At 35.2% G+C, this 6,013-nt stretch carries 6 protein-coding genes; 2 read left to right on the plus strand and 4 right to left on the minus strand.

Annotated features, from left to right (window positions below; genetic code table 11):
• On the minus strand, positions 1-1,653 hold a 1,653-nt coding region (locus EUBHAL_RS13705; protein WP_049940664.1), incomplete at its 3' end, for an ATP-binding response regulator.
• Positions 1,654-2,460: 807 nt separating this feature from the next.
• Between EUBHAL_RS13705 and EUBHAL_RS13710 the strand changes: the two genes are divergently transcribed.
• Together EUBHAL_RS13710 and EUBHAL_RS13715 are read left to right on the plus strand one after the other, a co-directional pair.
• Positions 2,461-2,955, plus strand: coding sequence for a DUF3592 domain-containing protein (locus tag EUBHAL_RS13710; protein ID WP_005351366.1), 495 nt, complete (start codon positions 2,461-2,463; stop codon positions 2,953-2,955).
• Between the two features lie 79 nt (positions 2,956-3,034).
• Complete coding sequence (locus tag EUBHAL_RS13715; RefSeq protein ID WP_022170455.1) at positions 3,035-4,030, plus strand: hypothetical protein; 996 nt, start codon at positions 3,035-3,037, stop codon at positions 4,028-4,030.
• 146 nt (positions 4,031-4,176) lie between these two features.
• On the opposite strand, the gene EUBHAL_RS13720 is transcribed toward EUBHAL_RS13715, so the two are convergent.
• From EUBHAL_RS13720 to EUBHAL_RS13725, 3 genes are all read right to left on the minus strand, one after another.
• Positions 4,177-4,401, minus strand: coding sequence for a Lar family restriction alleviation protein (locus EUBHAL_RS13720; RefSeq protein ID WP_005351373.1), 225 nt, complete (start codon positions 4,399-4,401; stop codon positions 4,177-4,179).
• Positions 4,402-4,500: 99 nt separating this feature from the next.
• Positions 4,501-4,704: a response regulator gene (locus tag EUBHAL_RS15545; protein WP_330360930.1), complete on the minus strand. Its 204-nt coding sequence runs from the start codon at positions 4,702-4,704 to the stop codon at positions 4,501-4,503.
• Positions 4,705-6,013 (minus strand): response regulator (locus EUBHAL_RS13725; RefSeq protein WP_005351376.1); only part of this gene is annotated, 1,309 nt, incomplete at its 5' end.

Raw genomic sequence — 6,013 nt, forward strand, 5'->3', positions numbered from 1 at the left:
ATTTGGCTCATAATATTCTACAAAGAGCTCGGAAAGTTTTCTGTATTGCACAATACTTCCACCTAATAAATGAAGCCCTTCGGAAAGTTCAATATCCCATTTTTTTAATTTTTGCTTCAAATCTAAAAGTTGTTTTTCCGTTATGTTCCAGTCTTCTCCCGCACCGTTCTTCATTGAGACCAGAGCAGCTGGAAGCCATTGTAACAGCAATTCTTCCAACTTCTCCCACATCACCGGTTTTGACAAATAATCAGAAAATCCTTCTGAAAGAAAATGCTGGTGAATTCCCGTGGACACATCCGCTGTAAGTGCAATCACCGGAACACTCTGCCCATTTACCTCTTTTTTCAATCTGTGAAATGTCTCAATTCCATCCATTTCCGGCATCATATAATCAAGAAAAATCAAATGGTATTTTTTATTTCTAACTTTTTCGATACATTCAAAACCACTGGCCGCCGTATCTAACTGTACCCCTGTTCTTCGCAAAAGTGATGTAATCACCTGAATATTTTGTTCACTGTCATCTACCAGTAAAATCTGTGCTTCTGATGCAAAAAACTCCTTCCTTTTTTCTTGCACAGGTTCCCCTTCCACAACTTTCCACTGTCCAATTTTCTCTGTTCCTGCATCTTTTAATGGAAAATATACTGTAAAGTTACTTCCTTTTCCATAGATACTTTCTGCCTGAATATGCCCTCCCATCTGTTCACAAAGTTCTTTTGCTATTGTAAGACCCAGTCCACTTCCCTCAATATTTCTGTGGCGTTTGATATCTGCCCTCATAAACATATCAAAAAGCGCTTCCATATCTTCTTTTTTAATCCCGATTCCTGTATCCTTCACAGAAAAAGAAATCTGCTTTTCCTCCTGACAAACTTTAAGAAAAACCTTCCCTTTTTTTGTATATTTTACCGCATTATTAATTAAATTGAGGATAACTTGTTTGATATGCAATGCATCACCTTCCAGATATTTCGGAAGAGTTTCCTCTACATCTACTACAAACTCCAGATTTTTTGCTTCTGCCTGCTTTGCTCCAATCAGGCAGACTTCCTGTACAAGTTGTCTTAATGAAAACTTTTCCTCAATTATATCTAACTTTTTTGATTCAATTCGCGTAATGTCCAATATATTATTAATAAGAGATAACAGATAATTCCCCGCCTTTTCCACACTCTTTGCATACTGAACGACTTCCCTTGACTCAGACTCCCGTAAAATCATCTCATTCATTCCAAGCATCACATTAATCGGCGTTCGAATCTCATGACTCATATTTGCAAGAAATGTACTCTTGGCGCGATTTGCTTCCATCGCTTCTTCCCTTGCCTGCATAAGAAAAACCTGCTGCTTTTTATATATTCGAAAATGTAGATACATCGCAACGCCAAGAGAAGCACTCGATACAACAACTCCCGTCAGCACATCCACAACAATCTCTTTTTCCGATTGAAACCAGATTACCGTATCTGGATAATAATAGGCAATCCCAATCGTGAATATATAGATTATCAGTTCCAGCCATACACAAAAAAACATTAACCAGCCTTCCAGCATAAAAATAGTAAATAAAATTCCAAAAATATAAAAAGACGGCATTCCACCTTTATACCCGCCACTCTTAAAAAACATAATTGGAAATAAAAACATAAAAATCACAACGATTGTTATAAAGTAGCATCTTTGATATTTTTTACTGTGGTATGCGTAAAAAAGGAGCGACAAAGATAGCAAGGCAATCCCTGTATTTATTAACAGTAGTTTCCTATCTCCATTATTCCAATAAGAAAGAACTCCATTACACAGACTGATGATGAATCCAAGTGAAGCCAGTATATTAAATAATCTCACTCGAAAGGGAAGACCCGAGTGATACAGCACTTTTCCTACTTCCAATACGCTTTTCCTATCCATGACCTATTCCTTTTCTATATCTATTTTCAATTTATTTTCATTATTTTCTGTATCTATTCTTTTCTATTTCTCTTATTATATCCAAACACAAACTCATGCGATGAATAAAAATCGTACAGTCCTGAATAAATATAGTTTATCACAAAAGCACTTATCTCTTCCAGTATCCGACAGTCACTATTTTCTTCATTTATGGCACAAATCATAAATTTAATTTATAAGTTAACTTATAGATTTATTTACAGAGAACACCAGATCGTGTTTAAAAAATGCTTTCTGTAAGATGTGCATTATAATTTGTGGGGGATTTAAATACACTCTAAATCAAAATGGTGACTGTAAGGCACTATCTTTCTATGTGAATTTTTATATAATAAAAGTGTAAGAACTATTTTATCAAATTACTATGAAATGATTTATAACTATACATCTTCTTACGATCTGCATTATCTAAACGAGGGTGTATTCTAAAAGCGCTCTATTTACATACGGCAACTATTTTTACTGATTTCCAGAGTACATGATGCAAAACGGAGGAAAATTATGGAACATTTTTATATTTATTCTTTTACATTAGCAGTAATCCCACTGCTTTTGGGATTGCTATTTATTTGGTTTGGGAAAAAATTATGGGACAATGCAACGAAAAAAAATGAGGAATATCAGCAACGTTACACCGGACGTACTACTTTGCGTGTAATCAAAGTCGAAAAAAATGAATGGGAAGAAACCAATTCCAACGAACAAGGTCCAGAAAGCAGGATTTCTGTTACCTCTTATACTCCGGTCTACGAATATACGGTAAATGGGCAGCAATATGAATATCATACCCGCCTGGGAAGTTCTACAGATCAATATCCTATTGGAAAAGAATGTCCTGGATATTATAATCCAAAAAATCCAGCAGATGTGACAGAAACCTTGAAAGAGATAACAGGTGGAGGAAGCCATTTTCTTAGTTTGTTGTTTTTTGGAATTGGCGTACTGGCTATTCTGTTTGCTCTGATAAGAGTATGGGCAGTTATAACACTTATATAATCCATCTTTCTTTGCTATAAGACCACAACAATGAAGTTTTTACTCTCATCTAAATATTTCATAAAAGGAGGAAATGAAAATGTTAAACAAAAAAAGAGAACAGAAATTAAAGAACCAATTATACTTTGCCTTTCGGATCCGGCGAATCTTTCTACTTATCCCACTTTTACTTCTGTGCCTGAGTTTCGTTATTCCAACACAGGTTCATGCTCAGACAGATGATTCTTACTTTTTAAATATGTGGTTAAATACGAAAAGCCTTGCTGATTTAAAAAATGTTTATCCAGGACACACAAACATTATTGTCGCTACAATTAGCGATCCTGACCTTTCAAAAATCCCTGCATCAAAAGTATCTGCCACTTCTTCTAATCCTTCCGTACTAAAAGTTATTGACAAATATAATATTGATTTTGCCAACTATCATCCAAATATGGATATCGGTATTGAAATAGAGGCGATGAAAGCAGGAAAGGCAACACTAACCATCCAGTATAAAACTATTGTCAAAAAACTTGATATTACTGTAAAAAAATCAACTGCTTTTATAAAGAAAAAGAAGGGGACAATGCTCATGGGTTATCACTACTTCATGAGAGATTTTGTAACCGTTCATGGAAAAGAACCAAGTATTAAAAAAATTAAGTCCAGCAATAAAAAAATCATAAAAGTATCTGGTCAGAAATTAATTCCAAAAAAGCCAGGAAAAGCAACTATAAGTGCTGTTATCAACGGCAAAAAACAAAGCATCCGAATAACTGTAAAAAGCCCAGCCCCTACCTATGACCAGCTAAAATCTAAAAAAGCCGGGTTAATTTATGACAGCTACAGCGGTAAATGCTATGTAAAAATAAAATTTACAAACAAAAGCCAACGCACTATTACAAAAGTACAGCTTAAAACAACGCTGTTTTTTGATGATGCATGGGACGATATGAAACCAGTAAAGAAGAAAAACGTCAAAGTAAATATCAAACCAGGTAAATCTCAGACTGTTAAAATTTATTTTGGAAAATATCCTGTGTTAGCACCAAATCGATGGAAATATGAGATACTTCAATTTTGGTATAGATAAGAATTGAAATTACCATAGGTAAAGATACAACTTTCCCTCTGGGAATAAAATTAAAATAAAAAAATCTTGATAGCCTGTATCCAGACTATCAAGATTTTTTCGGTACGGCTTATGCCTTTTACGTTCTTATGATATTGTACTTTATATCATTCTCCCGGATTACATGAAATTACCTTACCGGCATTCCATAAATCTACAGTCTTTTTCGCTGCTTCGAGACGTTCTTCTTCAGAATGGAAGTCAATCGTTACGGACTGGCATCCACATTCTAAACACATTACATAATAACCACAGCCGCCTTCTTCTTCTAATAACGCACCACCGTCACATAATGGACAGTCATGAATCTCTAACTTTTCTTCAATGTTCATAATTTGCCTCTTTCCATTTTATCTTTTTGTTTTCCAAGCACATTATAACATTATTTCTTATAGATAAAAAGAGAAAATGTTCTTCTTTATGCAAATTATTTAATTCCTCAACACATTTGCAGTCATGGCAACGATTGGAATATTGGCCTTCTTGTTGTTCTTTAGAGTACGAATTTCTCTGGTTGTCATATAACCATCCATTTTAGGCATCTGAATATCCATGAAAATCAGATCATACCTGTCAGCATCCACTTCATTCATCCGTTCAACAGCATCTGTCGCATCAAACCTATTTATTACTATTCAGTGACCTGCGTTTCGATACCCCCCTTCACCAAATTTTATGTTTCTTATTGTCTTTTTTAAAACCTTCATCTCCACTGGTTTTGAAATATGTGCATTCATACCGGCAGCTAAAGAATGTTGTATATCCTCTGAGAATGCATTGGCGGTCATGGCAACGATTGGAATCGTCTTTGCCAGTTTATGTGTACTTCTGCGGATTGCTTTCGTTGCCTCATAGCCGTTCATGACAGGCATCTGCACATCCATTAAAATCATGTCATAATCCCCTGGAGCAGACTGTTCAAATGTATTAAGAAGTCTTTCTCCATTTTCACAGATAGTACACTCTGCCCCCTCAATCTTTAATAGTTCTATCAAAATTTCTGCATTCAGCTCATTATCTTCTGCACACAGGAATCGCATTCCTTTTAGGATATTTTTATCCAACTCCTCTTTTTCTGCCTGTGGCTCCAGAGAAACTGATCGGTTTTCTACAACTTTCAGATTCATAATAACTTCAAAACAACTTCCCTGCCCCAGTTCACTTTCTACTTCAATTGTTCCGCCCTTCTGTGTGTACTTCACTGCATTAGAAAGCAAGTTACTGAAAATCTGCATCAGATGCACCCGATCCCCATTCACCCACTCGTGCAGGATGTTTTCTTTTGTAAACTGAAGGGTCTGATTTTTTTCTTCTGCCTGTATCTTAAACATATGATCAATTTCCTGTATAAAATCCAGAATAGAAAAATCCGTGTATTTAAAAACAGTTTTCCCGGCTTCAATTTTGCTCATATCCAAAACATCATTAATAATTCCTAACAAAAGCTGTGATGATGTATCTATTTTATCTGCATACTCTGTTACTTTCGCCTTATCACCTGCATCATGTCTGATCAGTGACGTAATACCAATGATTGCATTCATAGGTGTACGAATATCATGTGACATATTCGACAGAAAATCTGTTTTCGCCTTATTTGCATTTTCAGCTGTCTGCAGAGCTTCTGTTGCAATATTCTTTGCCTTTTTCAGTTTTTTATTTGCCGCTTCCATTTCCTTCATTGTCTGTAATTGAAGCTCACTATTTCTTTTTTCACATTCTGCTTTTTGGTCTGCAATATTAAGTTTTGAAATACTGTAAAACAATCCGGCAAAGAGCAAAATGATAAAACTTCCCATCAGTATTGTTGTAAAAAGCACTGTTTTCTGGTAATTTCTCATCACATTATCAACAACACTTTTTTTCACAATACAGATCAACATGGAGTTATTACTTTCTATAGGACAGTACCCCAGATAGAAAGGCTTATCTTTTCCAAGAAGC

Origin of the sequence: Anaerobutyricum hallii DSM 3353 (assembly GCF_000173975.1) — a bacterium.
Classification (GTDB): domain Bacteria; phylum Bacillota; class Clostridia; order Lachnospirales; family Lachnospiraceae; genus Anaerobutyricum; species Anaerobutyricum hallii.